The 4,692-nt window shown below is 77.8% G+C and carries 5 protein-coding genes and 1 pseudogene; 1 reads left to right on the forward strand and 5 read right to left on the reverse strand.

The genetic code is table 11. The annotated features are described in order from the left end of the window. Positions 1-59 precede the first annotated feature (59 nt). On the forward strand, positions 60-422 hold the full coding sequence (crcB, locus tag H1A17_RS33390) for a fluoride efflux transporter CrcB (RefSeq protein WP_145919782.1): 363 nt from the start codon (positions 60-62) through the stop codon (positions 420-422). Positions 423-518: 96 nt separating this feature from the next. Here crcB and H1A17_RS33395 read toward each other — a convergent pair. The 5 genes and pseudogenes from H1A17_RS33395 to cbiT form a co-directional block, all read right to left on the reverse strand. Beyond that, positions 519-1,430: pseudogene (locus H1A17_RS33395) on the reverse strand (sirohydrochlorin chelatase); the annotation flags it as partial. Next, on the reverse strand, positions 1,427-2,020 hold the full coding sequence (locus H1A17_RS33400; protein WP_194823756.1) for a precorrin-8X methylmutase: 594 nt from the start codon (positions 2,018-2,020) through the stop codon (positions 1,427-1,429). The gene H1A17_RS33400 and the pseudogene H1A17_RS33395, both read right to left, overlap by 4 nt. Positions 2,021-2,066: 46 nt before the next feature. After that, positions 2,067-2,297 carry a DUF362 domain-containing protein gene (locus tag H1A17_RS33405; RefSeq protein WP_145919779.1) on the reverse strand — a complete coding sequence of 77 codons (231 nt, stop codon included), beginning with the start codon at positions 2,295-2,297 and terminating at the stop codon, positions 2,067-2,069. Then, positions 2,294-4,036 carry a precorrin-3B C(17)-methyltransferase gene (cobJ, locus tag H1A17_RS33410; RefSeq protein ID WP_194823757.1) on the reverse strand — a complete coding sequence of 581 codons (1,743 nt, stop codon included), beginning with the start codon at positions 4,034-4,036 and terminating at the stop codon, positions 2,294-2,296. Before cobJ ends, H1A17_RS33405 begins: the two co-directional genes overlap by 4 nt. Beyond that, positions 4,033-4,692, reverse strand: a 660-nt coding sequence (cbiT, locus tag H1A17_RS33415; protein ID WP_194823758.1) for a precorrin-6Y C5,15-methyltransferase (decarboxylating) subunit CbiT, incomplete at its 5' end; no start/stop codon positions are given. The genes cobJ and cbiT, both read right to left, overlap by 4 nt.

Here is a 4,692-nt window from a genome sequence, read left to right on the forward strand (position 1 = left end):
CTCGGGCCCCGCCGGGGCGACCCACCGGCGGCGGGGCGGACCGGCCGGCGGGAGGCCCGGTGACGGTGCTGCTGATCGCGCTCGGCGCGGCGCTGGGCGCGCCGCTGCGCTACCTCACCGACCGGGCCGTGCAGGCCCGGCACGGCTCCCGGTTCCCGTGGGGGACGCTGACCGTCAACGTCGCCGGGTCGCTGCTGCTCGGCGTGGTGGCCGGGGTGCCCGCCGGGCCGGCGGTGACCGCGCTGGTCGGCACCGGCTTCTGCGGCGCGCTGACCACCTGGTCCACCTTCGGCTACGAGACGCTACGGCTGGCGCGGGCCGGCGACCGTCGGCCCGCGCTGGCCAACGTCCTGGTCAGCGTGGTCGCCGGGCTGGGCGCGGCCACCCTCGGCTTCGCCCTGGCCCGCGCGCTGGCCGGCTGACCGGCCCCCTCAGCGGACCGGGGTCGCGGTCTGCCCCGGACCGGGCACACGCTGGTGGTCGTGCCCGTGATCGCCGTGGCCGTGATCGTGGTGGCCGTGATCGTGGTGGCCGTGATGGTGGTGGCCGTGATGGTGGTGGTGGCCGTGGCCGTCGACCGGGTCGTCGGGGTGGTCGTGCGGGGTCTGCGGGCGGCCCACCTTGTCGGCGAAGCCCGGCATCAGCACCCGGTAGGCGCAGGTGTCGCAGTTCATCCGGATGTCCCCGCGCAGCGCCTCGGCGTGCCGTTCCAGCACCAGGTCGGCCAGGGCGTCGCAGTCCCCGATCAGGTCGGCGACCCGGACGTCCAGGTCGGGATGGTCGGCGGCGTACGCCTGCGACTGCGCCACGATCCGGTCCGGCAGCACCCCGGCGAACAGGAAGTACGGGGCGACCACGATCCGCCGGGCGCCGAGCCGGCGCAACCGGTCGAGCACCGCCGGCACGGACGGCTCGGCCAGCGAGATGAACCCCGGTTCGACGCCGGCGTACCCGCGCCCCTCCCAGAGCAGCCGGGCCACCTTCGCCACCTCGGCGTTCGCGTCCGGGTCGGTCGCGCCCCGCCCGATCAGCGCCACCCAGGTGCCGGCCCGGTCGGCCCCGGCCAGCGCCGCGTCGATCCGCTGCTCCAGCACGCCGTGCAGCAGCGGGTGCGGGCCGAGCGGTCGCCCGTACCGGTAGGTCAGGCCGGCGTGGCGCTCCTGCTCGCGGGCCATCGCGGCCGGGATGTCACCCTTGCCGTGACCGGCGGCCGTGAGCACCAGCGGCAACGCGACCAGCGCCCGGTGCCCGCGCCCGACCAACGCGGTCACCGCGTCGGTCAGCGGCGGCCGGGACAGCTCGATGAAGCCCCCCTCGACGTCGCCGACGGCGGCCCCCGCCCGGACCCGGACCCGGTCGACGAGCGCGGCGAACTGGTCGACCCCGGCCGCGCTGCGCGTGCCGTGCCCGACGATGACCAGTGCGGTCATGTTTCCTCCAGGTAGAGCAGGGCGTTGAGGGCGGCGGCGGCGACCGCCGAGCCACCCTTCTCGCCGATGTTGGACACGGCGGGCAGGCCACTGGCCCGCAACGCCGCCTTGGACTCGGCGGCCCCGACGAAGCCCACCGGCAACCCGACCACCAGCGCCGGGTCGGCGGCCACGCCGATCAGTTCGACAAGTGCCGTCGGCGCGCAGCCGACCACCCAGACCGCCCCCGGGCCGACCCGGTCCAGGGCGATCCGCACGGCCGCCGCCGACCGGGTCAGCCCGGTCTGTCGGGCCAGCGCGGCGGCGGCCGGCTCGGCGACCGGGCAGACGATCTCCCGCCCGGCGGCGGTGATCCCGGCGGCCACCATCGCCACGTCGGTGACGATCGACGCCCCGGCCCGCAGCGCGGCCAGCCCGCCGGCCAGCGCCGCCTCGTCGCAGACCAGGTCGGTGACGTAGTCGAGGTCGGCGCTGGCGTGCACCACCCGCTCGACGACCGCCCTGGTCAGCGGTGGCAGGCCGGCCAGGTCGACCCGTTCCCGCAGGATCCGGTACGACTCCTGCTCGATGGGGTGGACGACCCGGCTCACCGCCCGCCTCCCGGGGCGGGCCGGCGACGGTCCGGGCAGCTGCTGGTCATGGTGCTCCTCGACGGTCGGTGGTGACCCGGATCGCGTCCACCGGGCAGATCTCCAGACACTCCAGGCAGCCGGTGCAGCGGTCGGCCCGGACGGTCAGGCCCCCGGGCACCGGGCGGATCGCGTGGGTGGGGCAGGTCAGCAGGCAGGCCCCGCAGCCCTGACAGGCGTCGATCACCACCGGCGGCAGCACCCCGACCGGAGCGGGCACCGGCCCGGCGGGGGTCATCCGCGCCACCGGTAGCCCCGGGGGGTGACCATCCGGCCACCGACCAGCCGGGTCTGCGAGCTGCCCACCACCACCAGGCCGTACATGTCGACCACGGTCGGGTCGAAGGTGGCGAGGGTGGCCAGGTGGACCTGCTCGTCGGGGCGGCTGGCGTTGCGGACCACCCCGACCGGGGTCTGCGGCGGGCGGTGCGCGGCGAACGTCGCCAGTACCGCGCCGAGCTGCCAGTCCCGGGCCCGGCTGCGCGGGTTGTAGAGCAACGCCACCAGGTCCGCCTCGGCGGCGGCGGCGACCCGCCGTTCGATCACCGCCCAGGGGGTGTGCAGGTCGGACAGGCTCAGGTAGACGTGGTCGTGGCCGATCGGCGCACCGAGCAGGGCGGCGGCGGCCAGCGCGGCGGTCACCCCGGGCACCCCGACCACGTCGATCCGCTCGTCGGCGTACTCCAGGGCGGGGCTGGCCATCGCGTACACCCCGGCGTCGCCGGAGCCGACCAGCGCCACGGCGTGCCCGGCGGTGGCCTCGGCGACGGCGCTGCGGGCCCGTTCCTCCTCCGCGCCGAGCCCGCTGGCGAGCACCCGGGTGCCCGGCCGCAGCAGGTCACGGACCTGGTCGACGTACTGGTCGAGGCCGACGACCACGGCGGCCCGGCGCAGCTCGGTCACGGCGCGCGGGGTGCGCAGGTCGGCCGCGCCGGGGCCCAGGCCGACGATCGCCAGCCGGCCGCGCGGGGCGTGCCGGGCGACCGCGACGGTGGCCATCGCCGAGGCGGTCTTGGGCACCAGCAGGGTGCCGCCGTCGCGCAGCGCCGCCGCCTCGGCGACGCTGGGTGTGCCGACGGCGGCCCGGACCACCTCGCTGGGGTGCGGCACGTCCACCGCCGCCAACTCCGCCGCCGGCCAGGTCCGCAGCGGTACGCCGAGCGCGTCGGCGGTGGCCCGGATGCCCTCCTCGTCGGCCTTGACGTCGACGCTGGCCAGGCAGCGCAGGCTCGCGGGGCTCAACCCGGCGTCGGCGAGCGCCCGGTGCAGCAACGCGTCGACCTCGGCGGCGGCCACCCCCCGGCTGGACCCGACCCCGGCGACCAGGGACGGGGGCCGCAGCACGACGGTCCGGTCGTCGACCGGCACCACCCGGTCGGTCACCAGCACCCGGTACCCGGCGGCCGGCCCGGCGGCGGGGGGTTCACGGTGGACGTTGGACGGCAGGGCGGGCAGCGGCCACACCGCGTCGGCGACCAGCCGGACCGGTTCGCCGTCGAGGATCGCCCGGGACACCGCGGCCACCGCCCCCTCGACCGGCCAGCCGAGGGTGTCCAGGCCGGGCAGGTCGACCGCGTCGGTGGCGGTGGTGACCACCGGCCGGGCGTCGAGCAGCGCGGCCACCTCGGCGGTGAGCGGGTTCGCGCCCCCGGCGTGCCCGCCGAGCAGGGCGACGGCGTGCCGGGCGGCCTCGTCGACCACCACCACCGCCGGATCGGTGCGCTTGTCCCCCAGCAGCGGCGCCAGCACCCGCACCACCGCACCGGTGGCCAGGAACGCCACCACCGCGTCGCACGTCGTCCACGCGGTCCGCAACGCGTCGGCGACCCCGTCGGCCTCGACGAGCCGGGCGTGCGGCCAGGCGGCGGCCAGGGTCCGGGCGTGCCGGCGACCGGCGGCGGTGGCCGCGACGAGCCCGACCCGGTGCGGGCCGGTGCCGGGCGTTTCCCGGTGCCGGTGTGGTGCGGTGCTGGTCACGGGCGCTCCCCGGTGAGGACGACCACCGGGTTGGTGGCCGCGAGTCGGACGGACCCGCCGGGCAGGTCGGCGAGGCGGGCGGCGGCGAGCTGACTGCCGGTCACCGCGTAGCCGGCGGCGCGCAGCAGGTGCACGGTCGGGGCCACCCGGTCCAGGGCGGCGAGGGTGACCACCACCCGGTCGGGGTGACGGTCGGCGACGGCGGTCAGCACGTCGGTCCCCCCACCACCGACGAAGACGGCGTCGGGATCGGGCAGCCCGGCCAGGACGGCAGGCGCGTCACCGGTCACCACCCGGACGTTGACGCCGTGCCGGGCGGCGTTGTCGGCGACCGGGGCCGTCGGGTCCCGCTCCACGGCGATCACCGCCGCGCCGAGCAGCGCACACTCGATGCCGACCGAGCCGCTGCCCGCGCCGACGTCCCAGACCAGTCGACCGAGCCGGGGCCGTAACCGGGCGACGGCCAGCGCCCGCACCTCCGCCTTCGTGATCATCGAGTCCCGGTGCCGGTACGCGGACTCGGGCAGCGCCCAGCCGGCGGCGGGCGCGGCGGCCGGCTGGTTGTCGCTGCGTACCGGCCCGACGCCGCCGCCGGACCCGGCCGCACCGCCCGGACCGGCGGCCGTCGCCCCGGCGTCGTCGGCCGCACCGGCGAG

Source organism: Micromonospora sp. S-DT3-3-22, from assembly GCF_015354745.1.
GTDB lineage: Bacteria > Actinomycetota > Actinomycetes > Mycobacteriales > Micromonosporaceae > Micromonospora > Micromonospora wenchangensis.

Bases quoted from the DNA above. Each gene is read 5' to 3' on its own strand.
- H1A17_RS33405 (WP_145919779.1), bottom strand. From the start codon at position 2,297: ATGACCCCCGCCGGGCCGGTGCCCGCTCCGGTCGGGGTGCTGCCGCCG.